Genomic DNA, 23,946 nt, shown 5'->3' with positions numbered 1-23,946 from the left:
CACGCGGGCATCAGGGTGCGGATGGGCGGTCGGACAGTCTGCCGGAAGCGCCGCCCGAGGGCGAGGGGCCCCGGCCCGGACTTCCGTGCCGCGTTGTCGGTGGGGTGCGGCAGGATGGGGCGAATGAGCGAGCAGAGCCCTGCCGAGGACACCCGAGAGGGGTACCCGGGCGCGTTGCCGGAGTACGCCGAGCGGGTCCTGGAGGTCGCCGAGCGGATTCCGCCGGGCCGGGTCATGACGTACGGCGATGTCGCCGAGTGGCTCGAGGACGAGGGGGGCGAGCGCGAAGCGCCTTCCGGCAAGGGTGGTGGGCGACGGGTGGGACCGCGCCAGGTCGGCCGGGTGATGGCCCTCTACGGGGGAGCCGTCCCCTGGTGGCGCGTGGTGCGCGCCGACGGGGCGCTGCTTCCCGGCCACGAGCTGCGTGCCCTCGATCACTACCGCGCGGAGGGCACGCCGCTGAAGGAGGCGGGCAGGAGCGCCGAGGGCCATCTGCCGCGGCTCGACATGAGACGTGCGCGATGGGACGGCGGCACGGTCGCGGAGGTTCACACCTGACAGCTTCCGCCATCGGATGCCGTCGAGGGGAACCCGTGGCCCGTACGAGGGACACGGGGGACGTCCGTGGCATGACGTACGTTCGTGAGGTGAGGGACCCACGTGACACGAGGGCCACGAGAGCCGCGAGGGAAGAAGCGGAAGCCCTGCTTCCGGCCGAGGCGGCGGCGTAGCGTCGGCTGCACGTGTCCCCCTCACCCCGCGGCCACCGCCTCGCACGCGTGACCGCCTGCCCACCAGCACAACCACCAGGACCGGCGAACCACGTGAGCTCCACTTCCTCCATCAGGCGCCTGCCGCACCCCCCGGTGCGGCAGGGGAGCCGTGGCGCTTACCGACTGGTCCGTACCCCGCCTGCCGAAGTGGATCCCCCTCGTCTTGACGCGGCACAGCGCGCCGTGGTTGACCACAAGACCGGACCACTCCTCGTTCTCGCAGGTCCGGGCACCGGCAAGACCACCACCCTGGTGGAGTCCGTGGCCGCGCGCATCGCCCGTGGCGGGGACCCGGAACGGATCCTGGTGCTGACGTTCAGCCGCAAGGCCGCCGTCGACCTGCGCGACCGCATGGCGCTGCGCATAGGCGCGGCCCGCGCGCCCCGGGCGACCACCTTCCACTCCTATTGCTACGCCCTGGTCCGCGCCCACCAGGACAGCGGCCTGTTCGTGGAACCGCTGCGCCTGCTCTCCGGCCCCGAGCAGGACGTCACCGTGCGCGAGCTGCTGGCCGGGCAGCCCGAGCTGCAGCGGCTCGGGCTCGACCATGTGAGCTGGCCGGACGAGCTGCGCGCCTGCCTGACCACGCGGGGCTTCGCCGACGAGGTCCGCGCCGTCCTCGCCCGCAGCCGCGAGCTGGGCCTCGGCCCCGGCGCACTGGACGCCTTCGCCCGCCGCATCGGCCGCCCCGACTGGCGCGCGGCCGCCGCCTTCCTCGCCGAGTACCTCGACGTCCTCGACCTGCAGGGCGTCATCGACTACGCCGAACTGGTCCACCGCGCGGTGCTGCTCGCCCACCGCCCCGAGGCCGCGGCACGGCTCGCCGCCCGGTACGACGCCGTGTACGTCGACGAGTACCAGGACACCGACCCCGCCCAGGTACGGCTCCTGCAGGCCCTGGCCGGCGGCGGCCGCACGCTGGTCGCCTTCGGCGACCCCGACCAGTCGATCTACACGTTCCGGGGCGCCGACGTGAACGGCATCCTGGACCTCCCGGCGGCCTTCCCGCGCGCGGACGGTCGCCCGGCCCCCGTCGAGGTGCTGCGCACCTCCCGCCGCTCCGGCGCCGCCCTGCTGGCCGCGACCCGCCTGATCACCCAGCGCATGCCGCTGCCCAGACTGCCCGCCGAGAAGGTACGCGCCCACCGTGGGCCGGCAGCCGTGCGCGACGGCGGCCGCGTCGAGGTCTACACGTACCCGACGGCAGGCACGGAACTGGACAACATCGCCGACATCCTGCGCCGCGCGCACCTGGAGGACGGCGTCCCCTGGAGCGACATGGCCGTCCTCGTACGCGCCGGCTCCCGCACCATCCCGACGCTCCGCCGCGCCCTCACCGCGGCCGGCGTCCCCCTGGACATCGACGGCGACGACCTGCCCCTGCGCCACGAGCCGGCGGTCGCCCCCCTGCTGACGGCACTCCGAGCGGTGGCGACGGCGGAGGCCGCGCGGCGCCCTGGTGAGGAGGCACGCGGCGAGGGGGAGGGGACCGGGGCGGATGCGGACGGTGCTGCCGACGTCGGCACGGATGCGCTTGCCGGGGCTGACACGGACGGTGCTGCCGACGCCGGCACCGATGCGGCCGCCGAGGCCGGCGCGGAGCACCCTGCCGTAGTTGGCACCGAGGTGCTTGCCGAGGCCGACGCGGACGGCCCTGCCGACACCGGCACCCGTGCGCCCGCCGCAGAGCCGGCCCCCGACGCGTACTGGCTCGACGCCGAGACCGCCCTCACCCTGCTCGCCTCCCCACTCGCCGGTATGGACACCGCTGACCTGCGTCGACTCGGGCGTGCCCTGCGCGAGGAGGAGCGGGTCGCCGGGAACCCGCTGCCGCCGCCCTCGGACGAGCTGCTCGCGCGGGCGCTCGCCGAACCCGAGCGCCTCGCGGCGCACGACCCGGCGTACGCGCGGGGGGCGCAGCGCCTCGGCGCGCTGCTCCGCAAGGCCCGTGAGCGCCTCGCGGGCGGGGGCACGGCCGAGGAGGCGCTGTGGGACCTGTGGGAGGGCACACCCTGGCCCACGCGCCTGGAGCGGGCCGCCCGGCGCGGCGGTGCGGCCGGCCGTAACGCGGACCGCGACCTGGACGCCGTGTGCGCACTGTTCGCGACCGCCGCGCGCGCGGAGGAGCGCATCGGTGGACGCGGCGCCCTGAACTTCCTGGAGGAGATCGACGCCGAGGACATCGCCGCCGACACCCTCACCCGCCGCGCCGTGCGCCCCGACGCCGTACGCCTGATGACCGCCCACCGCGCCAAGGGCCTGGAATGGCGGCTGGTGGTGGTCGCCGGTGTCCAGGAGGGGCTGTGGCCCGATCTGCGCCGCCGCGGTTCTCTCCTGGAGGCGGACCGTATCGGCCGTGACGGACTTGCCGAACCGCTCACCCCGGGCGCGCTGCTCGCCGAGGAGCGCCGCCTGTTCTACGTGGCCGCCACGCGCGCGCGTGACCGTCTCGTCGTCACCGCCGTGAAGGCACCGGCCGACGACGGCGACCAGCCCTCCCGTTTCCTGACCGAGCTGGGTGTCGAACCCCGGGACGTCACCGGCCGCCCGCGCCGCCCGCTGGCCGTGGCCGCGCTCGTTGCCGAGCTGCGCGCGACCACCGTCGACCCGCGCGCCTCGGCGGCCCTGCGGGAGGCCGCCGCCCGCCGTCTGGCGAGGCTCGCCGCGCTCGCCGACGAGGACGGCCGCCCCTTGGTGCCGTCCGCGCATCCCTACCGCTGGTGGGGCATGTTCGAGCCGACCGAGAGCAAGGTGCCGCTGCGCCACCACGACCAGCCCGTCGTGCTCTCCGGCAGCGCCCTCGACCAGCTCGCCAACACGTGCGCCCTGCAGTGGTTCCTGGGCCGCGAGGTGAAGGCCGACGCGCCCGCCACCACCGCCCAGGGCTTCGGCAACGTCGTCCACGTCCTCGCCGACGAGGTCGCCTCCGGCCGCACCCCGGCCGACCTCGACGTGCTCATGGAACGCCTGGAGTCGGTGTGGAACGCGCTCGCCTTCGACGCGCCCTGGAAGTCGGCGCAGGAGAAGGACAACGCGCGCGCGTCGCTCGAACGCTTCCTGAACTGGCACGTACTGGACCGCACCGGCCGCACCCCGGTGACGAGCGAGCAGGACTTCGACGTCACCCTCGAAGCGGGCGACTACCAGGTCCGCATCCGTGGCCAGATGGACCGCGTCGAAGCGGACGGCGAGGGCCGCGCCTATGTCGTGGACTTCAAGACCGGCAAGCAGGCGCCCAGCGCCGCCGAGGTGGCCCGCCATCCGCAGCTCGCCGTCTACCAGCTCGCCGTCCGTGAGGGCGCCGTGGACAACGCCTTCGACGGCGTACGTCCGGAGCCCGGCGGCGCGGAACTGGTGCATCTCAGGCAGGGCGCGGCCAAGCGGGACGGCGGCGAGAGCCTGCCCAAGGTGCAGGCCCAGGAGCCGCTGGCAGGGGAGTGGGTCGGCGAACTGCTGGCCACCGCCGCAGGCAAGGTCCTCGACGAGCGGTTCACCCCGACCACCGGCCAGCACTGCACGCACTGCGCGTTCCGCGCCTCCTGCAGCGCCCGGCCCGAGGGGCGGCACGTGGTCGAGTGACCTGTGCCAGGGGCGAGGGTGACGTACGGCACCACAGGCGCTGACCTGCGTCTCTTCCTCCCCGGGCGGCCGATCCGTCCTCGGATGTCAGTGCCCGCCGCTAGCCTCTGACGACATGCCCGCCCGTATCACCGACCCCGAGCAGCTCAAGGAGCTCCTCGGCATCCCGTTCACCCCGGAGCAGACGGCCTGCATCACCGCGCCGCCCGCACCGCAGGTGATCGTGGCCGGAGCCGGGTCGGGCAAGACCACGGTGATGGCGGCCCGCGTGGTGTGGCTGGTCGGCACCGGCCAGGTCGCCCCCGAACAGGTCCTCGGCCTGACCTTCACCAACAAGGCCGCGGGCGAGCTGGCCGAGCGTGTCCGCAAGGCACTGATCAAGGCCGGCGTCACGGACCCCGAGGTCATCGACCCGGACAATCCGCCCGGCGAGCCGGTGATCTCGACGTACCACGCCTTCGCCGGCCGTCTGCTGACCGACCACGGCCTGCGCATCGGCCTCGAGCCGACCTCCCGGCTGCTGGCCGACGCCACCCGCTACCAGCTCGCCGCGCGCGTGCTGCGCGAGGCCCCCGGGCCCTACCCGGCGCTGACCCGCTCCTTCGCCGACCTCGTCAGCGACCTGCTCACCCTCGACTCCGAGCTGGCCGAACACCTCGTGGCCCCCGACGAACTGCGCGCCTGGGACGCCGGCCTGCTGCGCACCCTGGAGGGCGCCAAGCTCACCAACGCCGACCTGCGCAAGGTCCCCGACACCGCGGCCGCCCGCCGTGAACTCACCGACCTCGTCGTGCGCTACCGGGCCGCCAAACGCGAACGCGACCTGCTCGACTTCGGCGACCAGATCGCCCTGTCCGCCCGCCTCGCCGGCGTCCGGGAGGTGGGCCGGCTGCTGCGCGAGGAGTTCCGTGTGGTGCTCCTGGACGAGTACCAGGACACCTCCGTGGCCCAGCGCGTCCTGCTGTCGGGCCTGTTCGGCGGCGGCACGGGCCACCCGGTGACCGCCGTCGGCGACCCCTGCCAAGCCATCTACGGCTGGCGCGGCGCCTCCGTGGCCAACCTGGACGACTTCCCCGAGCACTTCGCCCACGCCGACGGCAGCCCCGCCACCCGCCAGGCGCTCAGCGAGAACCGCCGCAGCGGCGGCCGCCTCCTCGACCTCGCCAACGGCCTCGCCGAACCGCTGCGCGCCATGCACGCGGGCGTGGAGGCCCTCCGCCCGGCCCCGGGCGCCGAACACGACGGCACGGTCCGCTGCGCCCTGCTGCCCACCCACGCGGAGGAGATCGACTGGATCGCCGACTCCATCGCCCACCTCGTACGCACCGACAAGGCCCCCGGCGAGATCGCCGTACTGTGCCGCACGGCCACCGACTTCGCCGAGATCCAGGGCGCCCTCGTCGCCCGCGACATCCCCGTGGAGGTCGTCGGCCTCTCCGGCCTGCTGCACCTGCCCGAGATCGCCGACCTCGTCGCCGTCTGCGAAGTCCTTCAGGACCCCGGGGCCAACGCTTCCCTGGTCCGTCTGCTGACCGGCCCGCGCTGGCGCATCGGACCCCGCGACCTCGCCCTCCTCGGCCGCCGCGCCCGCCTGCTGGTCGCTCACGCGCGCGTGGACGACGTCGACGACCCCGACCGCAGGCTCGCAGGGGCCGTCGAAGGCGTCGACCCGTCCGAGGTGATATCGCTCGCGGACGCCCTGGACACCTTCCTGGAGGCGCCCCTCGACGAGCGCGCATGGGACGACGACGGGCTGCCGTTCTCCCCGGACGCGCGCGTGCGCTTCGCCCGCCTGGCCGCCGAACTGCGCGACCTGCGCCGCTCCCTGTCCGACCCGCTGATGGACGTCCTGCACCGCGTCCTCGCCGTCACCGGCCTGGAGGTGGAGCTGTCGGCGTCCCCGCACGCGCTCGCCGCCCGCCGCCGCGAGACCCTGTCCAACTTCCTGGACATCGCGGCCTCCTTCGCGGCTGGCGACGGCGAGGCCACGCTGCTCGCCTTCCTCGGCTTCCTGCGCACCGCCGCCCAGTACGAGAAGGGCCTCGACAACGCCCTGCCCGGCGGCGAGAACACCGTCAAGGTGCTCACCGCGCACAAGTCCAAGGGTCTGGAGTGGGACGTCGTCGCCGTCCCCGGACTCGTCCACGGCACCTTCCCCAGCGCCCAGGGCCGCGAGAAATGGACCGCGCAGGCCAAGGTGCTCCCGCATGCCCTGCGCGGCGACACCGACACCCTGCCCGACGTCGACTCCTGGGACTCCCGGGGCATGAAGGCCTTCCACGAGGCCATGAAGGAGCACCAGCACACCGAGGAACTCCGCCTCGGCTACGTCACCTTCACCCGCCCCCGTTCCCTCCTCCTCGGCTCCGGGCACTGGTGGGGTCCGAGCCAGAAGAAGCCACGCGGACCCTCCGACTTCCTCCAGGCACTCCACGACCACTGCGCCGCCGGGTACGGAGAGATCGAGGCATGGGCCGACGAGCCCGCCGAGGACGAGGAGAACCCGGCTCTGCACACGGCCATCGCCGACCAGGTGTGGCCCCTGCCCCTGGACGACGCGGCCCTGGCCCGCCGCCGCGCGGCCGCCGAAACCGTCCTCACCCACCTGGACACCCTGGCCGCCCGGCAGGACGGCCACCCGCCCGCCACCCACGACCCCGCCACCGTCGACGACCCGGACTGGCCCGCCCCGCCCGACGATGAGGACCCCGACTGGCCCGCCCCGACGGACGACGAGGACCCGTACGGCGAAGCGTTCCCCTACGACGAGGACCCCTTCGCCGGAGAGACGCCGTACGACGAGGGCGTCGCGTCCCCGGAGGAGCCCGCCGACTGGGACTCCTGGACCGGCGAGCGGCCGACCGTCCCCCACCAGGCGCCCGCCCCGGCCGAACCCACCCGGGTCGGCGAACGCACCGCCGAACACACCCACGCCACCGAGCCCGGGCACCCCGCGCCCCTCACACCCGAGGAAGCCCGCGCCGTCGCCTCCTGGGACCGTGACCTCGACGCGCTCACGGGCGAGCTGCTGCGCGCCCGGCAGGCCGTCACGGACGTCCCCCTGCCGGCCACCCTGACCGCATCCCAGCTGCTGCTTCTCGCGGAGGATCCGGACGGGCTCGCACAGGAACTCGCGCGCCCCATGCCGCGCCCCCCGCAACCCGCCGCGCGCCGGGGCACCCGCTTCCACGCCTGGGTCGAAGCACGCTTCGAGGAACTGACGCTGCCCATGCTGGAGCCGCACGAGCTGCCCGGCAGCGAAGCCGAGATCGCCGACGAACGCGACCTCGAAGCCCTCAAGGACGCCTTCGAACGCACCGAATACGCCCACCGCACCCCGTACCGGATCGAGGCCCCCTTCCAGCTCACCCTCGCCGGCCGCGTCGTACGCGGCCGCATCGACGCCGTCTACCGCACCGGCGACGGCGACGCGGCGACCTACGAGATCGTCGACTGGAAGACCAGCCGCACCCGCAGCGCCGACCCCCTCCAGCTCGCCGTCTACCGGCTGGCCTGGGCCGAGCAGCAGGGCGTGCCGCCCGAATCGGTCACGGCCGCCTTCCTGTACGTGCGCACCGGCGAGGTCGTACGCCCCGAGAACCTGCCCGACCGAGCCGCCCTGGAACGGCTGCTCAACGGTGATCCAACCGAGTGACACACAAGAGGCACGTAAGGGATCCCGAGTGTGACGAACAGCCCGCCGAGGATGTCGGTGCGGGCCGATAGGCTCGTGAGCATGAGCCAGACCCCGGACAGCGCCGTCCGTACGTACATCGAGCAGCAGCGCGCCGCCTTCCTCGACGACCTCGCCGCATGGCTGCGCATCCCCTCCGTGTCGGCCCAGCCCGACCACGCGTCCGACGTACGGGACAGCGCCGACTGGCTCGCCGCCAAGCTCAAGGAGACCGGCTTCCCGACCGCGGAGGTCTGGCCGACCCCCGGCGCCCCGGCCGTCTTCGCCGAATGGCCCTCGGGCGACCCGCAGGCGCCCACCGTCCTTGTCTACGGCCACCACGACGTCCAGCCCGCCGCCCGCGAGGACGGCTGGGACAGCGAGCCCTTCGAGCCCGTCATCCGGGACAACCGCCTCTACGCGCGCGGGGCGGCCGACGACAAGGGCCAGGTGTTCTTCCACACACTCGGCGTCCGCGCCCACCTCGCCGCCACCGGCCGCACCGCCCCCGCGGTCAACCTGAAGCTGCTGATCGAAGGCGAGGAGGAGTCCGGCTCCGAGCACTTCCGGGCCCTCGTCGAGGAGCACGCCGACCGGCTCGCCGCCGACGCCGTGATCGTCTCCGACACCGGCATGTGGTCCGAGGACACCCCGACCGTCTGCACCGGCATGCGCGGCCTCGCCGAGTGCGAGATCCGGCTGTACGGCCCCGACCAGGACATCCACTCCGGTTCCTTCGGCGGCGCCGTCCCCAACCCGGCCACCGCCGCCGCCCGCCTGGTGGCCGCCCTGCACGACGAGCACGCGCGCGTGGCCGTCCCCGGCTTCTACGACGGCATAGCCGAGCTGACCGACCGCGACCGCGAGCTGTTCGCCGAACTGCCGTTCGACGAGGAGCAGTGGCTGCGCACCGCCAAGTCGTACGCCACCCACGGCGAGGCCGGACACACCACCCTGGAGCGCATCTGGGCCCGCCCGACCGTCGAGGTCAACGGCATCGGCGGCGGCTACCAGGGCCCCGGCAGCAAGACGATCATCCCCTCCTCGGCCATGGTGAAGCTGTCCTTCCGCCTGGTCGCCGGCCAGGACCCCGACCACATCGAGAAGGTCGTACGCGCCTGGGCCGCCGAGCAGGTACCCGCCGGGATCAGGCTCGAGATCAGCTTCGGCCCCGCCACGCGCCCCTGCCTGACCCCGCTCGACCACCCCGCGCTGCAATCCGTGGTCCGCGCCATGGGCCGCGCCTTCCAGAGCCCGGTCCGCTACACCCGCGAGGGCGGCTCCGGACCCGCCGCCGACCTCCAGGAAGTCCTCGGCGCCCCCGTCCTCTTCCTGGGCATCTCCGTCCCCTCCGACGGCTGGCACGCCCCCAACGAGAAGGTCGAACTCGACCTCCTCCTCAAAGGCGTCGAAACCAGCGCCTACCTGTGGGGCGACCTCGCCGAGAACTGGCGTCACGCACCCTGACCGACACGCGCCGTACGGGACCGCATGGCGCGCGGGGCACACTGGAGGGACCGCCCGCACGCCCCGCCCGAGCCCGCCCCGGTGCCCTCCCACCCACGCCCGCCCGAACCGCCCGCCGAAACGAACCTTTCCACTGGGGGAGTTGGAAGCACCCGTGACCACCTGGACCGACCACACCGCCGACCGACCCATCTCGCTGACCGCCCCGAGCGGCATCGACCGCGCCGCCCACCACCGGCTCGACGAGGCCTGGCTCGCAGCGGCATGGAGCCACCCCACCACCCGCTGCTTCGTGGTCTCCGGCGGCCAGGTACTCATCGACGAGACGCCCGACGGCCGGACCGAACTCGTCATGACCCCCTCCTTCGAGGCACCCCTCACCGAAGCCCACCGCTACTTCCTCGGCATCGACGAGGACGGCGTCAGCTACTTCGCCCTCCAGAAGGACGCACTGCCCGGCCGCATCGACCAGTCCGCCCGCCCGGCGGGCCTGCGCGAGGCCGGACTCCTGCTGTCACCGCGGGACGCAGGCCTCATGGTGCACGCGGTCGGCCTGGAGAACTGGCAGCGCACCCACCGCTTCTGCTCCCGCTGCGGCGAGCGCACGGTCATCGCCGCAGCCGGCCACATCCGCCGCTGCCAGGCCTGCGGCGCCGAGCACTACCCGCGCACCGACCCCGCCGTGATCATGGCCGTCACCGACGAGGAGGACCGGATCCTGCTCGGCCGCCAGGTCCACTGGCCCGAGGGCCGCTTCTCCACGCTCGCCGGTTTCGTCGAGCCCGGCGAGTCCATCGAGCAGTCGGTACGCCGCGAGGTCTTCGAGGAGGCCGGTGTCACCGTCGGCCAGGTCGAGTACGTGGCCAGCCAGCCCTGGCCCTTCCCGTCCAGCCTCATGCTCGGCTTCATGGCCCGCGCCACCTCCACCGACATCGACGTCGACGGCGACGAGATCCACGAGGCCCGCTGGTTCTCCCGCGAGGAACTCCACGCGGCCTTCGAGTCCGGAGAGGTGCTGCCCCCGTACGGCATCTCCATCGCCGCCCGCCTGATCGAGATGTGGTACGGCAAGCCGCTGCCGACCAGGAGCTTCATCTGACGGGCACGCACCCGTGTGGGACAGGACACAAAAAGGCGGCTCCAGAGGCACCAACAGCCTCAGGAGCCGCCTTTCCCACAGGCCCCGACCGGGCCTGTTACGCGGCGAGCTTCTGCTTCACCTGCGCCAGCGACGGGTTCGTCATAGTGGAGCCGTCAGCGAAGAGCACGGTCGGGACCGTCTGGTTTCCGCCATTCGCCTTCTCCACGAAAGCGGCGGACGCCGGGTCCTGCTCGATGTTGATCTCGGTGTAGGCGATGCCCTCCCGGTCCAGCTGCTTCTTCAGCCGCTGGCAGTAGCCGCACCAAGTCGTGCTGTACATCGTCACAGTGCCCTGCATATCTCTCGCGCTCCTCAGGCCGCTCGGGGAAGGTCGTCCAGGAGCACAACGTAAGGGACGGGGACGGCATTCCCGCCCGGGGTATCCGGCCCCGGCTGTGACACCTGCCGCATTAGTACGACCGCGAGGGCCCGCCTGTGGACAACCGGCACAGCAGTCCCGGACGACCTGGCAGCATTGCCGTGTGACAGCAGCAACGCACTCCACCCTCTTCCCGCAGACACCGGACTCGGCCGACGCGGTGCTCGAAGGGCTCGACCCCGAGCAGCGCGAGGTGGCCACCGCCCTGCACGGCCCGGTGTGCGTCCTGGCCGGAGCCGGCACGGGCAAGACCCGGGCGATCACCCACCGCATCGCCTACGGGGTCCGCGCCGGGATCCTCCAACCGTCCAGCGTGCTCGCCGTCACCTTCACCAACCGCGCCGCAGGCGAGATGCGCGGCCGCCTCCGCCAGCTCGGAGCCCACGGCGTCCAGGCCCGCACCTTCCACTCCGCCGCACTGCGCCAGCTCCAGTACTTCTGGCCGAAAGCGATCGGTGGCTCCCTGCCCCGGCTCGTCGACCGCAAGATCCAACTCGTCGCCGACGCGGCCGCCACCTGCAAGCTCCGCCTCGACCGCGGCGAGCTGCGGGACGCCACCGCCGAGATCGAATGGTCCAAGGTCACCCAGACCGTCCCCGCCGACTACCCGTACGCGGCAGCAAAGGCCGGCCGCGAAACCCCACGCGACCCCGCCGAGATCGCCCACCTCTACGCGGCCTACGAAGACCTCAAACGCGACCGCGCGGTCATCGACTTCGAAGACGTCCTGCTGCTCACCGTCGCCATCCTCCAGGACCGACACGACATCGCCGAACAGATCCGCACCCAGTACCAGCACTTCGTCGTCGACGAGTACCAGGACGTCAGCCCCCTCCAGCAGCGACTCCTGGACCTCTGGCTCGGCAACCGCGACAGCCTGTGCGTCGTCGGCGACGCCAGCCAGACGATCTACTCGTTCACGGGAGCAACACCCGACCACCTCCTCGACTTCCGCGTCCGCCACCCCGGCGCCACCGTCGTCAAGCTCGTCCGCGACTACCGCTCCACCCCCCAGGTCGTCCACCTCGCCAACGGACTGCTCACCCAGGCCAGCGGCCGCGCCGCAGACCACCGGCTGGAACTCGTCTCCCAACGCCCCGCGGGCCCCGACCCCGTCTACACCGAGTACACCGACGAGCCCGCCGAGGCCGAAGGCGCCGCCCGCCGCATCCGCGAACTCATCGACGCCGGCGTCCCCGCCGCCGAGATCGCCGTCCTGTTCCGCACCAACTCCCAGTCCGAAACCTACGAACAGGCCCTCGCCGACGCCGGAGTCCCCTACCAGCTCCGTGGCGCCGAACGCTTCTTCGACCGCCCCGAGGTACGCAAAGCAGGCGTCGCCCTGCGCGGCGCAGCCCGCTTCGGCGGCAACGACTCCCTGCTCGACGACGCCGTCGACCTGCCCTCCCAGGTACGCGCCGTCCTCTCCGGAGAAGGCTGGACCAGCCAACCCCCCGCCGGCTCCGGCGCCGCCAGAGAACGCTGGGAATCACTCGCCGCCCTCGTCAACCTCGCCCACGACTTCGCCGCCGCCCACCCCAAGGCCACCCTCGCCGACTTCGTGGCGGAACTCGACGAGCGGGCGAACGCCCAGCACGCCCCCACCGTCCAGGGCGTCACCCTGGCCTCCCTGCACGCGGCCAAGGGCCTGGAATGGGACGCCGTGTTCCTGGTCGGCATCGCCGAGGGCATGGTGCCGATCACCTACGCCAAGACGGACGAACAGATCGAAGAAGAACGCCGCCTCCTCTACGTCGGCGTGACCCGCGCCAGAGAACGGCTGCACCTCTCCTGGTCCCTGTCCCGCTCACCCGGCGGCCGCCCCAACCGCAGGCCCAGCCACTTCCTCGACGGCCTGCGCCCCGGCTCCACCGCCACCGTCGGCCGCACCGGCACGGGAGCCACCGGAGGCATCGAACGCGGCACCCTCACCGAGATCCCGGCCGTCCCGCGCCGCACCCAGCGCACCCCCGCCCGCTGCCGCGTCTGCGGCCGCACCCTCACCGACGCCGGCGAGATGAAACTGATGCGCTGTGAGGACTGCCCCTCCGACATGGACGAAGGCCTCTACGAGCGGCTGCGCGCCTGGCGCGCCGTCCAGGCCCGCAGCAGCGGCCAGCCCGACTTCTGCGTCTTCACCGACCGGACCCTGATGGCCATCGCCGAGGCACGGCCCGACAGCCCGGCCGAACTGTCCCGCATCCCCGGCGTCCTCAGCCGCAAGCTGCAGCGCTACGGAACCGAAGTTCTGGCCATCTGCGCAGGTCAAGAGGGCGCAGAAGGCGACGAGGACGACTGATACGAACTCGTCGAAAAAATAGTTTGCGCATGCCCCAGCAATCCCCATAGGTTCTAGGCACGGAAACAGCGGCCTTCTCCAAGGCCCTGATCCCGTGATGTACTTGCATACCCGAACGGACTGGCTCACCCCAGTCCCCAAGACGCCGAGAGGAGGCGAGTCCAGTGATCAGCATCAACACCAGCTTCATCAGCACGGCCAAAATGACCGATCGCTCGACCGTCTCCACGTGCATGCTCGGCGCCTCGAACCAGGGCACCGGTCTGTCCGGCATCCGTGCCGACCGTCCGGCGTCTTCCCTGTCTCTCGCGGGTCTTCCCATCCGTGAGCGCAATGAGCGACCGACCAAGGCGCTGGAAGCGGTAGTGGCACGGGCACATGCCTATGCCTTTGCGGCAGCCGGTGCCGGATTCCGGAAGCAGACGACGCAGCACCACCTGATGTGGGCCTTCCGTGGGCCAGAACCCTGGAGTGATCCAGCCTGATCGCCGATCAGGCCGGCGCCTTCAGGGCCGCGGAACCCCACCCGGGATCCGCGGCCCTTCTGTTTGCCCCGAACGGGGACGACAGAGCGAAGGGGCCTCGGGACAAGGAAAGAACCCGGTACCAAGCCGACACCCGGTCAACCGGCCGGAACGACCAGACGAGGAAGACCAACCGTGCAACTCGAAGCGCACGCCCCGTCCGTACCGCCTTCACAAACGATCCCCCCGCCCGGCCTCACGGAGGACTCCACCTTGACCCCCCTCACCGCGCTCACCGCGCTCGACGACGCCATCGAGAACCTCGGCGTACCCGTCCCCTGCCGCTCCTACGACCCGGAGGTCTTCTTCGCCGAGTCGCCCGCGGACGTCGAGTACGCCAAGTCCCTCTGCCGCACCTGCCCGCTGATCGAGGCCTGCCTCGCCGGCGCCAAGGAACGGCGTGAGCCCTGGGGCGTCTGGGGTGGCGAGCTGTTCGTCCAGGGTGTCGTCGTCGCCCGCAAGCGGCCCCGTGGCCGCCCGCGCAAGAACCCGGTCACGGCATGAACACCGCAGGAACGATCGATCGCCCCCTCACGCACGACCCCAAGAAGCAGGCCCCGATGAAGCCGTCCACCAGCGAGCCCACCGGCTCCGCGACCCCAGACTTCACGATGAACGGCGCGACCGGCTCGCGTCAGAACAGGACCCGAGAGATGCAACTCATCCCAGAAGCCCTGGCCCGTGCGCATATGCACGAGCGCCTGCACGACGCCGAGCGGGAACGCCAGGCCCTGCGCCTGTTGACCGCTCGACGGATGCAGCGCCGGGCGGAACGCGCCTCGCTGCGCGCCCGCCGTGCGCTCGCCATGGCCGTCATGCAGTAACCCAGCACACACCCGAAGCGGTGGCCTCCCGGCCCAGGGAGGCGAAACCTTCCCCGAGGGGGCCGGTCCGACCGAACGGACCGGCCCCCTCGGTGCGTTGTGCACGGCGATCCACCGGCCGGAGAGTTATCGTCACCAGGTGACGAGTCCTCTTGGAGGAAGTGATCAGGGCGGCTCCAGCACGGAGCCAGGCCCCCTCGTGTGCGCCCGCTGCGGCACCCCCGCCGACGGCTCCCAGCCGACCACCTGGACCTGCTCCGTGGAGAACGGCATCCGTCAGTACTTCTGCGACGTCTGCTCCCGGGAGAACCTGCGGGCGATCGAGGGGCGGCTGGACTCGTCCTGGTGGTGAGAACGCTTCTCCGGGGGCCCTCCCCCCTCCCCACCCCCGCCCCCTCCCCACCCTGCCCCTCACCAACACCGTGGCAGCCCGGCAGCCGGCAGCCCCGGTCACGCCTCCGCGGCCGGTTCCTCCTCCATCGCTTCGTCCTCGAGGACGAACCCGGGCAGCCACTCCTCCAGTTCGTCCCGCAGTCGTACCGTGGCCCCCAGTTGGCACAGCACGCCGATCGTGCTCAGCGTCACCCGGTGTATCAGCAGATAGGCCGGCGGCAGGTTGAGCTGCTTGCCCAGCTGGTAGGCGGGGGAGCGGGGGTCGGCGATGCGGGCGGCCTGGCTGCGCATCCATGAGCGGGTGAAGGTGAACGCGTCGGCCCGGGCCGGCTCGATGATCGGCAGCAGGTAGTCGAGGACCGCGTCGGGGTCCAGCTCTATGGACTCCTTGACGAACCCCTCCCCGCACAGCAGCTCGTAGACGGTCTCCGCCTCGCCGTCCAGGGTCATCCGCAGGGAGATGCCGATCGGTGTCGGCAGGCCGCCCGGGAGCCGGTCGACGGTGCCGAAGTCCAGGACGCCGAGGCGCCAGTCGTCGTCGCCGTCCGGGCCGCCGGGCAGCAGACGGAAGTTGCCGGGATGCGGATCGGCGTGCAGCAGGCCGGTGCGGGCCGGTCCGGAGAAGAGGAAGCGGGCCAGGAGCTGGCCGGCGCGGTCGCGCTGTTCCTCGGTGCCGTCCGTGATGATCTCGGACAGCGGGATCCCGTCGATCCACTCCGTGACCAGGATCTGCTCGCACTGGTGCACCACGGCCGGGACCATCACGTCCGGGTCGTCCGCGAACTCCTGCGCGTGGGCGTCCTGGGCCTGGGCCTCCAGTGCGTAGTCCAGCTCCTCGGAGACGCGGTCCCGCATCTCCGCGATCAGCGGCTTGATGTCCATGCCGGGGATGAGCGGCCCCAACAGCCGGGCGAAGCGGCTGAGTTGGCTCAGGTCGGACAGCAGTGCCTCGCCCGCGCCCGGGTACTGCACCTTGACCGCCACCTCACGGCCGTCGTGCCACACCGCCCGGTGCACCTGCCCGATGGAGGCCGCGGCCGCCGGCTTGTCCTCGAACTCCAGGAACAGCTCCCGCCAGTCCTCGCCCAGCCGCTCCTCGAGCACTGCGTGCACGGTGCGGGTCGGCATCGGCGGCGCCGCGTCCTGGAGCTTGGTCAGTGCCGCGCGGTAGGGGCCGGCGACCTCCTCCGGCAGGGCGGACTCGAAGACGGACAGGGCCTGCCCGAACTTCATGGCTCCGCCCTTCAGCTCGCCGAGGACTTTGAACAGCTGCTCCGCGGTGCGCTGTTGCAGCTCCCGGCCGACGATCTCCGCGGACTCGCCCACGATCCGCTTGCCCAGCCCCCAGGTCGCCCGGCCTGCGAAGCCGAGCGGGAGCGCGGCGAGCTTGGCGGTACGGGTGACCGCCTTCCGGGGAAGATCAGACATGCGCCCTCCAAGTCCCAGTCGGCCGCGCCGCGCCTGCCTTGCGTCGTCGCTCGGTCGACGGCCGTTGCACCGCCATTGTCTCGCGCGGCTCCCCGTCGGTTGAGGAGTGCTCCCCATTTCCTCTTTCCGCGGCCCCGCACTCGCATGCCGGGTGGGGCCGCACCGGTCGGGAGTGCCAGTTCAGAGTGGGCAGGGAGGTCTCCCAGCGGGCGCCCGTGCTGGACGGCGACGCCCCGTCGAGGAAGGCGAGGGCGTGTGCGGCGGCCAGCCCCGCGACCGTGGTGGCGAGTGCCAGGTCGCAGGCGCCGATGCGGCGGGCCTTTCCGGAGCGCCACTGGGCGACCAGGCGGGGCCAGGCGGGGTCCCGGTCCGTGCGGTCCTGGTGCAGACAGCCGGCGCAGCTGGTCTCGCCGGGCAGGACGAGCGGTCCGACGATCCCGGTGCCTTCGACGACGCCTGCGTACAGGTGGGGTGTTCCCGAGGCCATGAGGGGTTCGGCGGTGAACGGGTCCGGTGTGTGCACGGCGACGTCGTCCCTGGGGGCGAGGATCACCAGGGAGAGTCCGGGGTCCGCCGTGCCGCAGCGGGTGGAGAGGGTGGAGCGGGTGCGGCGTGGTGGGCGGTCGGGGGCGGCCCGGCGGACGGCTGCCCGTGCCGCTTCGTCCCGGCGCTCGCGGAGGGAGTCGGCGGGCAGCCCGCCCGGGGCGATGTCCCACGGTTCCACGCGTCCCACGTCGCGCACGTCGACCTCGCCGACGCCGGCCCCGGACAGTACCGAGGCCAGTACGGCGCCGACCCGCCCCGCGCCTCGTACCTGCACCCGTAGGGAGCGGCGGGCCGCGAGCCGGCCGAGGGCGCCACCGGGTTCGGGGGCGGTCAGGGAGAGGGAGGCGAGGTCGGGGCGGAGCCGCTCCAGGACGTCCGTCTTCTCGCGCAGGGTGTCCGCGGTGGCTCCGCCGCCGCGCGTGTCGTCGAGCAGGCCGGCCCGGGCCAGCCGGTCGAGGAGTGCGTCGACGTCGCCGTCCTGCAGGTCCATGCGCCGGCCCTCTTCGCGCAGCAGGGGCAGGGCCCGGGTGCCGTTGAGCAGGTCCAGGAAGCTGCCCGTGGCCGTGTCCATCGGGCCCAGCGTCATGGCGTGCGCCGGGGTCATACCGAACTGCACGGTGTTGAGGTCGCGCCAGCCGCGCCGCAGCGCGGGTTTCACCATCGGATGCATGACAGGTCCCCCGTATCCCGTGAATTGCCCTGAAGTGTTCCTTGAGTCCGTGGGTGTCCATGACGTTCGTGGACATCGGTGTTGTCGGTGAAGCCGGTCGCGCTCCGTCGACGCCTGTCAGCATGCCGGGTCGTGCTGACGGGTGGCGGGCGTTGTCCACAGGCGGGGGATGATCGTCGTACTAATCGGGTGTACCAGTCGGGCATATCGGTCGTACAAATCAAACGCATGGTGGGGTATCGGCATCGAACCGTTCCGGAGCCGGGACTTCGGCGCTGTCCAGCGGGTAACGTCGGGGCGTGCCCGCCGACCCCCTGCACCGCGCCGGAAAGCCACAGCGCAGCACGACGAGCCAGCCGCCGAGCGGCTCGGGGGCGAGCGCGATCGAGGTCCGCAGGAGTACCCGGCGCCGCCGCACGGTCTCCGCGTACCGCGAGGGCGATCGCACCGTCGTACTGATCCCCGCCCGGATGTCCGAGGCGGAGGAGCAGCGCTGGGTGACCGTCATGCTCGACAAACTGGCCGCCCAGGAGAGCAAACGGGTGCTGGGCGACGCGGAGCTGACCGAGCGCGCCGAGCGGCTGTCGGACCAGTACTTCGACGGCCGGGCGCGCCCCGCCTCCGTGCGCTGGGTCACCAACCAGAACACCCGGTGGGGTTCGTGCACCCCGGCCGAGGGCAGCATCCGGCTCTCGCACCGGCTGCAGGGGATGCCGGAGTACGTCGTCGACTACGTGCTGTGCCATGAGCTGGCGCATCTGCTGGTGCCCGGTCACGGGCCGGACTTCTGGCGGCTGCTGGAGTCCTACCCGCGCACCGAACGGGCGCGCGGTTACCTCGAAGGGGTGGTGGCGGCCGAGCGGCTGCCCCATGTGCCCGGCGCGCGCGGGGAGTGAACCGGCGCCGTAGTTCCGCCCCCGGGCGCGGTTGTGTACCGGGTCTGTACCGGCTGCGTCCGATGTCGGGGTTTGCCGTTAGCCTGGCGCGACGCACTCAAATTCGGGATGGGGGACGGTCGTAACGCATGGCCAGGGAATTCCAACGCGGCCACAAGGCCAGGATCAGTGACCTGACGGCGGGCACGGATCTGTACGTAGGCGTGCAGATCTCCGCCCCCGGACTGACCTTCGACATCAGCTGCTTCGGTCTGGACGCCGACGAGCGTCTCTCGGACGACCGGTACTTCGTCTTCTTCAACCAGCCGAAGTCCCCGGAGGAGTCCATCCAGCTGCTGGGTACCCAGTCGGGCGACACAGAGTCGTTCCGGGTCACCCTGGACCGGATCCCCTCCCAGATCCGCAAGCTGTCCTTCACGGCGACCATCGACGGTGCCGGGCAGATGTCGCAGATCAGTCCCGGATACGTGCGCATCGTGGCCGGCGGCGAGGAGGTCGCGCGGTACTCCTTCAACGGCTCGGAGTTCACCACCGAGCGGGCCGTGATGCTCGGTGACTTCTACTTCAAGGACGTGTGGCGCTTCGCCGCGGTCGGCCAGGGCTTCGACGGTGGCCTGGAGGCGCTGCTGAAGAACTTCGGCGGTGAGGTGGTGGAGGAGGAGGCGCCCGCCGCCCCGCAGCAGCCGCAGTCCGGCGCCGCCCCCGGCTTTGCCCCGCCCGCACAGGCCGGCCCGCCGCCCGCGTTCGGCGCCCCGGCGCCCGCGACCGCCCCTGCTCCGGCTCCCGCGCCCGCTCCGCAGGGCTTCGCGCCGCCGAGCGCGACTCCGCCCCCGGCCCCGGCGCCCGCGCCGAACGTGCACGCGGCGCCGACGATCGTCGCCCCCCTGACCCCGCCCGCCGGCGGCACGGTCCATCCGCCGGCCCCGGCGCCCGCGCCCTACGGCCAGCCGCAGCAGCCGTCGTACGGCGGCCAGCCCGGCGCGCCGATGCCTCCGGGCTACGGCCAGCAGCCCTCCTACGGCGGTCAGCCGGGCGCGCCCATGCCGCCGGGCTACGGCCAGGTCCCCGGCCAGCAGGCCGCCCCCTACGGAGGAGTGCCGCAGGGCGCTCCCCAGGGCGGTGCCGGTGTCACGGCCGCGCTCCAGGCGTTCAAGGAGACGCCCACCGGACAGCGCTGGACGCAGCAGAACAAGAAGCTGATCCGTGTCGACCTCGGCATCGGCGGGCAGCCCGTGCTGGCCCGGCAGGGCAGCATGGTGCTCTACCAGGGCAAGGTCGACTTCAGCTACAAGGGCGCCGGGTTCGCCGGGCGGCTCGTGGGCAACGCGACCGGCCAGGAGATGCAGCTGATGCGCTGCACCGGCAACGGCCAGGTGTTCCTCGCCGAGAACTCCACCCACCTGCACCCCGTCGAGCTGCAGGGCGACGCGATCTGCGTGTCCGCGGAGAACGTCCTCGCCTTCGACGAGAGCCTCCAGTACGAGGTCCGCCGCATCGAGGGCCACGGCATCCCGGGCGGCGCGCTGTTCACCATGCAGTTCCAGGGCACCGGCACGATCGTCGTCAAGACGCACGGCACGCCCGTCGTGCTGCCCGTGACGCCCACGACCTTCGCCGACTGCAACGCGGTGGTCGCCTGGTCGGCCGCCTCCCAGGTGATCGTCTCCAGCCAGGTCCGGATGCGCCGCAACGCCTACCCGGGCGACACCGGTGAGAGCGTCAACCTGCAGTTCCGGGGCGCGCCCGGCAACTTCATCGTCGTCCAGCCGTACGAGGTCTGAGGGAGCCCGTCATGAACCAGCCGCTCGCGGGCTACGCCCCCGCACCCGTCACCGCCCGTATGGAGAACCACGGCAATCACATGCTGAAGGTCGCCCTGCAGACCGGGAACGACCTTCTCGCGCGCGTGGGGTCGATGGTCGCCTACGAAGGCTTCATCCAGTACGAGCCCAACCCGCCGGCCGTGCGCCAGATCGCCCGCGACTGGATCACCGGCGAGGGCGCGCCGCTGATGAAGTGCTCCGGTGACGGACTGCTCTACCTCGCCGACTACGGCGCCGACGTCGTCGTGATCAACCTCAACGGCGACGGCATCTCCGTCAACGCCACCAACCTGCTCGCCTTCGACGCCCACCTCACGTGGGGCGTGGAACGGGTCAAGGGGCTGGCGAAGTTCGCCGGGCAGGGCCTGTGGAACACCAAGATCTCCGGGCAGGGCTGGGTCGCGCTGACCTCCCGGGGCAAGCCGATCGTCGTCGACTGCGGCGGCGGCGAGGACGAGACGTACGTCGACCCCGACGCGCTCGTCGCCTGGTCCCCGAACCTGAAGGTGAAGGGCAAGCGCAGCTTCAAGGCGCAGTCACTGATCGGCCGGGGCAGCGGTGAGGCCTACCAGATGGCCTTCTCAGGCCAGGGCATCGTCGTCGTCCAGCCCAGCGAGGACAGCACCGACCGCCTCCGGTTCCGGGGCTGAGGGGGAGCCAGAAACATCATGCAGAGCCCGCTTTTCGCGTACAACGACTCCCAGACACAGGAGCGTTGGAGCCTGCAGAACAAGCAGATGCTCCGGGTCACCCTGGAGGGTCACGACGACCTCCTCGCCCGCAAGGGCACCATGGTGGCCTACCAGGGACTCGTCGAGTTCGACGCCGAGTACCGCAGCAACAGCCAGGCACGCGCGCGTGCGTACACCGGCGAGGGCCTGGACCTGATGCGCTGCCACGGGCAGGGCACGGTCTACCTCGCCAACCTCGCCCAGCACGTGCACGTCATGGAGGTCGAGCAGGACGGCCTGACGGTCGACAGCAGCTACGTCCTCGCCATGGACTCCTCGCTGCACCACGAGGTCATCGCCGTCGACAGCCTCTACGGCATCTCCGGGTCCGGGAAGTACCAGCTGAACATCACCGGGCGCGGCAAGGTCGCCCTGATGACCTCGGGCGCGCCGCTGCTGATGCAGGTCACGCCCGACAAGTACGTCAACTGCGACGCCGACGCGATCGTCGCCTGGTCCACCGGCCTGCGGGTGCAGATGCAGGCCCAGACGCACTCCTCGGGAGTGTGGCGGCGGCGCGGCAACACCGGTGAGGGCTGGGAGCTGAGCTTCATGGGCTCCGGGTTCGCGCTCGTGCAGCCCAGCGAGCTGCTGCCGCCGCAGAACGCGCAGATCGGCCAGGGCCTCGCCGCGCAGTTCGGCATGGGGCAGCAGGGGGCGCGCGGCCAGAACCAGGGCAACGTCTGGAGCTGACCGTCCGGAAGACAAACGTATGGGGCGACCGCTGTGGCGGTCGCCCCTTACCTGTTCAGAGCCTGGCGCGGGTCGCGTCCAGCAGGCGTACGACCGACTCGTCCGCCACGTCCGCCACCTCGTCGTAGGCGAACCAGCGCACGTCCAGCGACTCGTCGCTGACCACGTGCTCGGCGTCGCTCGGGGCCAGCGCCGCGTACTGCACGTCGAAGTGCCAGTGGCACGGCGGCGGGATCGGATGCCGGTCCAGGCGCACCGGACCGCCCGGCAGCAGCGTCAGCCCCGCGATACCGGACTCCTCGGTCGCCTCACGCAGGGCCGCAGCGGCCAGCGAGGCGTCGTCCGGCTCGCAGTGGCCGCCCATCTGCAGCCACATCCGCAGCTTCCTGTGCAGCGTGAGCAGCACCCGGCCGCGCTCGGGGTCGATCACCAGCGCGCTCGCCGTGACGTGGCCCGCGTGGCAGGCCTTCCACATGCCGTCCGGGTGGGCCGCCAGATGGTCCAGGTAGGCCTGGCGCAGGTCTTCCTGGCCCTCGTACCCCTTCAGGACGAGGACCGCGTCGTCGTGCAGACTCACTCGGCGTCGTCGCCCTTGCCCTCGTCGTCCTTCTTCAGGTTCGGCTTCTCGCCGGAGCCGCTCGCCGCCTCGCCGAGCATCTTGTCCAGCTCGGAGAAGTCCAGCTGCTCGCGGTGCACGAAGCCGTCCGGGTCGTCCAGGTCGGAGGCCGTCGGCAGCATGTCCGGGTGGGCCCACAGGGCGTCCCGGCCGTCGACCCCGCGCGCGTCCGTGAGCGAGGCCCACAGACGGGAGGCGTCGCGCAGCCGGCGCGGGCGCAGCTCCAGGCCGATCAGCGTGGCGAACGTCTGCTCCGCCGGACCGCCGGTGGCCCGGCGCCGGCGCAGGGTCTCGCGCAGGGCGTCGGCGGACGCCAGACGCGGCTTCGCGGCCGCGTGGACCACCGCGTCCACCCAGCCCTCGACGAGCGCCAGAGCCGTCTCCAGACGGGCCAGGGCCGCCTTCTGCTCGGGCGTGTCCTCCGGCTGGAACATGCCCTGCTGGAGGGCGTCCTGCAGCTGCTCGGGGTTCTGCGGGTCGAACTGGCCGACCACGTCCTCCAGCTTGGCCGTGTCGACCTTGATCCCGCGCGCGTACCCGTCGACCGCGCCGAACAGGTGCGAGCGCAGCCACGGCACGTGCGAGAACAGGCGCTGGTGCGCGGCCTCGCGCAGGGCCAGGTAGAGCCGGACCTCCTCCTGCGGCACGCCGAGGTCCTTTCCGAAGGCCTCCACGTTTGCCGGGAGCAGCGCGGCCTTGCCCGCCGGGCTCAGGGGCAGGCCGATGTCGGTCGAACCGACGACCTCGCCCGCGAGCACACCGACGGCCTGCCCGATCTGCGTGCCGAACATGGCACCGCCCATCGAGCGCATCATGCCGATCAGCGGGCCCGCCATGGCCTGCATCTCCTCCGGCAGGACGTCGCCCATGGCCGCGCCGACCCGCTCGGCGACCGGGTCGACCAGCTCCTGCCACGCGGGCAGGGTCGCCTCGACCCACTCCGCGCGGGACCAGGCCACCGCCGAGGCGGCGCCCGACGGCAGGGACGTCACGTCGTCCAGCCACAGGTCGGCCAGGCGGACGGCCTCCTCCACCGCGGTGCGCTCGGCGGTGCCGACGCTCGCGTCCTTGACGCCGTCCGGGGTGCCCTGGGAGACCGTCTGGCGGGCGATCTGCTTGGCCATGTCCCAGTTCACCGGGCCGCCCTCGTAGGAGAGCATCTGGCCCAGCTGCTGGAACGCGGCGCCCAGGTCGGTGGGGTTCAGAGAACCGAACATCGCTGCGAACGGATTGTCGGCGCCGGGGCCGCCAAAGCCTCCGGCTCCGGGCAGGCCGCCGAAGCCGAACGGGTTGGCCGGTCCCTGCCCACCACCGCTCTGCTGGTCCTTCTTCTTGCCCTCGTCGCCGTCTTCCGGCTCCTCCGGCGGAAGGCCGAATCCGAATGGGGTGTCACTCACGGGGTTCCTCGGCTGGTAAGGCCGCCGGTGATTCTCCGGCGGCGCGGCTGCCCGACATCACCACCCAGCGTAGACACCCGGACCCGATCGGGCC

Annotated in this window: 19 protein-coding genes; 14 read left to right on the top strand and 5 right to left on the bottom strand. The window is 72.2% G+C overall.

Annotated elements, in window-relative coordinates:
- The first annotated feature begins 123 nt into the window (after positions 1-123).
- The 5 genes from ACFY3C_RS13150 (at position 124) to nudC (ending at position 10,591) form a co-directional block, all read left to right on the top strand.
- Positions 124-558 carry an MGMT family protein gene (locus ACFY3C_RS13150; protein ID WP_390770783.1) on the top strand — a complete coding sequence of 145 codons (435 nt, stop codon included), beginning with the start codon at positions 124-126 and terminating at the stop codon, positions 556-558.
- Between the two features lie 308 nt (positions 559-866).
- On the top strand, positions 867-4,352 hold the full coding sequence (locus ACFY3C_RS13145; protein WP_390770888.1) for an ATP-dependent helicase: 3,486 nt from the start codon (positions 867-869) through the stop codon (positions 4,350-4,352).
- A gap of 115 nt (positions 4,353-4,467) precedes the next feature.
- Entirely contained in the window at positions 4,468-8,007 is a 3,540-nt protein-coding gene (locus tag ACFY3C_RS13140) for a UvrD-helicase domain-containing protein (RefSeq protein WP_390770782.1), read from the top strand.
- 81 nt (positions 8,008-8,088) lie between these two features.
- Positions 8,089-9,492, top strand: coding sequence for a dipeptidase (locus ACFY3C_RS13135; RefSeq protein WP_390770781.1), 1,404 nt, complete (start codon positions 8,089-8,091; stop codon positions 9,490-9,492).
- 154 nt (positions 9,493-9,646) lie between these two features.
- Positions 9,647-10,591 (top strand): NAD(+) diphosphatase, encoded by a 945-nt coding sequence (gene nudC / locus ACFY3C_RS13130; protein WP_386578217.1) that lies wholly within the window; start codon positions 9,647-9,649, stop codon positions 10,589-10,591.
- Between the two features lie 97 nt (positions 10,592-10,688).
- Here nudC and ACFY3C_RS13125 read toward each other — a convergent pair whose 3' ends face one another.
- Entirely contained in the window at positions 10,689-10,931 is a 243-nt protein-coding gene (locus ACFY3C_RS13125; protein ID WP_386578218.1) for a mycoredoxin, read from the bottom strand.
- Positions 10,932-11,028: 97 nt separating this feature from the next.
- On the opposite strand from ACFY3C_RS13125, the gene ACFY3C_RS13120 reads away from it, so the two are divergent.
- The 5 genes from ACFY3C_RS13120 (at position 11,029) to ACFY3C_RS13100 (ending at position 15,011) form a co-directional block, all read left to right on the top strand.
- Positions 11,029-13,311, top strand: coding sequence for an ATP-dependent DNA helicase UvrD2 (locus ACFY3C_RS13120; protein WP_386578219.1), 2,283 nt, complete (start codon positions 11,029-11,031; stop codon positions 13,309-13,311).
- Positions 13,312-13,475: 164 nt separating this feature from the next.
- Positions 13,476-13,796: a hypothetical protein gene (locus ACFY3C_RS13115; protein WP_386578220.1), complete on the top strand. Its 321-nt coding sequence runs from the start codon at positions 13,476-13,478 to the stop codon at positions 13,794-13,796.
- Positions 13,797-13,970: 174 nt separating this feature from the next.
- Complete coding sequence (locus ACFY3C_RS13110; protein WP_023546912.1) at positions 13,971-14,339, top strand: WhiB family transcriptional regulator; 369 nt, start codon at positions 13,971-13,973, stop codon at positions 14,337-14,339.
- Complete coding sequence (locus ACFY3C_RS13105; RefSeq protein WP_390770780.1) at positions 14,336-14,659, top strand: hypothetical protein; 324 nt, start codon at positions 14,336-14,338, stop codon at positions 14,657-14,659. Before ACFY3C_RS13110 ends, ACFY3C_RS13105 begins: the two co-directional genes overlap by 4 nt.
- Before the next feature lie 139 nt (positions 14,660-14,798).
- The gene (locus ACFY3C_RS13100) at positions 14,799-15,011 is read left to right on the top strand and encodes a hypothetical protein (protein WP_386578223.1); all 213 of its coding nucleotides are present in this window, start codon (positions 14,799-14,801) and stop codon (positions 15,009-15,011) included.
- Between the two features lie 98 nt (positions 15,012-15,109).
- Here ACFY3C_RS13100 and ACFY3C_RS13095 read toward each other — a convergent pair whose 3' ends face one another.
- Positions 15,110-16,480: an ABC1 kinase family protein gene (locus ACFY3C_RS13095; protein WP_386578224.1), complete on the bottom strand. Its 1,371-nt coding sequence runs from the start codon at positions 16,478-16,480 to the stop codon at positions 15,110-15,112.
- Positions 16,473-17,696: a TOMM precursor leader peptide-binding protein gene (locus ACFY3C_RS13090; RefSeq protein WP_390770779.1), complete on the bottom strand. Its 1,224-nt coding sequence runs from the start codon at positions 17,694-17,696 to the stop codon at positions 16,473-16,475. The genes ACFY3C_RS13095 and ACFY3C_RS13090 overlap by 8 nt, the downstream gene beginning before the upstream one ends.
- A 299-nt stretch (positions 17,697-17,995) precedes the next feature.
- On the opposite strand from ACFY3C_RS13090, the gene ACFY3C_RS13085 reads away from it, so the two are divergent.
- The 4 genes from ACFY3C_RS13085 (at position 17,996) to ACFY3C_RS13070 (ending at position 21,839) form a co-directional block, all read left to right on the top strand.
- Positions 17,996-18,592: a M48 family metallopeptidase gene (locus ACFY3C_RS13085; RefSeq protein WP_386578226.1), complete on the top strand. Its 597-nt coding sequence runs from the start codon at positions 17,996-17,998 to the stop codon at positions 18,590-18,592.
- Positions 18,593-18,720: 128 nt separating this feature from the next.
- Positions 18,721-20,373: a TerD family protein gene (locus ACFY3C_RS13080; RefSeq protein ID WP_390770778.1), complete on the top strand. Its 1,653-nt coding sequence runs from the start codon at positions 18,721-18,723 to the stop codon at positions 20,371-20,373.
- An 11-nt stretch (positions 20,374-20,384) separates the two neighbouring features.
- On the top strand, positions 20,385-21,065 hold the full coding sequence (locus ACFY3C_RS13075) for an AIM24 family protein (RefSeq protein ID WP_386578228.1): 681 nt from the start codon (positions 20,385-20,387) through the stop codon (positions 21,063-21,065).
- Between the two features lie 18 nt (positions 21,066-21,083).
- The gene (locus tag ACFY3C_RS13070) at positions 21,084-21,839 is read left to right on the top strand and encodes an AIM24 family protein (RefSeq protein WP_145883148.1); all 756 of its coding nucleotides are present in this window, start codon (positions 21,084-21,086) and stop codon (positions 21,837-21,839) included.
- A gap of 55 nt (positions 21,840-21,894) precedes the next feature.
- On the opposite strand, the gene ACFY3C_RS13065 is transcribed toward ACFY3C_RS13070, so the two are convergent.
- Both ACFY3C_RS13065 and ACFY3C_RS13060 read right to left on the bottom strand, forming a co-directional pair.
- Positions 21,895-22,416, bottom strand: a complete 522-nt coding sequence (locus tag ACFY3C_RS13065; RefSeq protein ID WP_390770777.1) for an NUDIX hydrolase — start codon at positions 22,414-22,416, stop codon at positions 21,895-21,897.
- On the bottom strand, positions 22,413-23,852 hold the full coding sequence (locus tag ACFY3C_RS13060; protein ID WP_386578230.1) for a zinc-dependent metalloprotease: 1,440 nt from the start codon (positions 23,850-23,852) through the stop codon (positions 22,413-22,415). Before ACFY3C_RS13060 ends, ACFY3C_RS13065 begins: the two co-directional genes overlap by 4 nt.
- Between the last annotated feature and the right edge of the window lie 94 nt (positions 23,853-23,946).

This window comes from Streptomyces sp. NPDC001410, from assembly GCF_042895235.1.
Lineage (GTDB): Bacteria > Actinomycetota > Actinomycetes > Streptomycetales > Streptomycetaceae > Streptomyces.
This window is presented reverse-complemented; position numbering and strand designations above follow the sequence as displayed.

What these genes read in the sequence shown, in the direction of transcription:
- ACFY3C_RS13150 (WP_390770783.1), top strand. Translation starts at nt 124, where the DNA reads ATGAGCGAGCAGAGCCCTGCCGAGGACACCCGAGAGGGGTACCCGGGC.
- ACFY3C_RS13140 (WP_390770782.1), top strand. Translation starts at nt 4,468, where the DNA reads ATGCCCGCCCGTATCACCGACCCCGAGCAGCTCAAGGAGCTCCTCGGC.
- ACFY3C_RS13135 (WP_390770781.1), top strand. Translation starts at nt 8,089, where the DNA reads ATGAGCCAGACCCCGGACAGCGCCGTCCGTACGTACATCGAGCAGCAG.
- ACFY3C_RS13125 (WP_386578218.1), bottom strand. Translation starts at nt 10,931, where the DNA reads ATGCAGGGCACTGTGACGATGTACAGCACGACTTGGTGCGGCTACTGC.
- ACFY3C_RS13105 (WP_390770780.1), top strand. Translation starts at nt 14,336, where the DNA reads ATGAACACCGCAGGAACGATCGATCGCCCCCTCACGCACGACCCCAAG.
- ACFY3C_RS13095 (WP_386578224.1), bottom strand. Translation starts at nt 16,480, where the DNA reads ATGTCTGATCTTCCCCGGAAGGCGGTCACCCGTACCGCCAAGCTCGCC.
- ACFY3C_RS13090 (WP_390770779.1), bottom strand. Translation starts at nt 17,696, where the DNA reads ATGCATCCGATGGTGAAACCCGCGCTGCGGCGCGGCTGGCGCGACCTC.
- ACFY3C_RS13080 (WP_390770778.1), top strand. Translation starts at nt 18,721, where the DNA reads ATGGCCAGGGAATTCCAACGCGGCCACAAGGCCAGGATCAGTGACCTG.
- ACFY3C_RS13075 (WP_386578228.1), top strand. Translation starts at nt 20,385, where the DNA reads ATGAACCAGCCGCTCGCGGGCTACGCCCCCGCACCCGTCACCGCCCGT.
- ACFY3C_RS13070 (WP_145883148.1), top strand. Translation starts at nt 21,084, where the DNA reads ATGCAGAGCCCGCTTTTCGCGTACAACGACTCCCAGACACAGGAGCGT.